Origin of the sequence: Idiomarina sp. 28-8 (assembly GCF_000320945.2) — a bacterium.
Classification (GTDB): domain Bacteria; phylum Pseudomonadota; class Gammaproteobacteria; order Enterobacterales; family Alteromonadaceae; genus Idiomarina; species Idiomarina loihiensis.
In genome coordinates, this window is the sequence record NZ_BANL01000079.1 from 1 (window position 1) to 210 (window position 210).

The following is a 210-nucleotide window of genomic DNA, read 5'->3' on the forward strand; positions in this document are numbered from 1 at the left end:
ACCATCGACTCACCAACTAATTTTCATTAGTAATAACTAATACTGAAAGCCTTTAAAAATGGTGGCCCCTCCCAGATTTGAACTGGGGACCAACCGATTATGAGTCGGGTGCTCTAACCACTGAGCTAAGGGGCCATTTTTGATTGGAAGCTGTGAAGCGGCGCAAATTATACGAACTTTTTAGGCTTTTGTCATGGGTATCAGCACGTT

The 210-nt window shown here is 43.3% G+C and carries 1 tRNA gene; it reads right to left on the reverse strand.

Features of this window, described 5'->3' with window-relative positions:
- Positions 1 to 59: 59 nt before the first annotated feature.
- Positions 60 to 135: transfer RNA gene (locus tag RJ32_RS00210), tRNA-Ile, on the reverse strand.
- Positions 136 to 210: the final 75 nt, after the last annotated feature.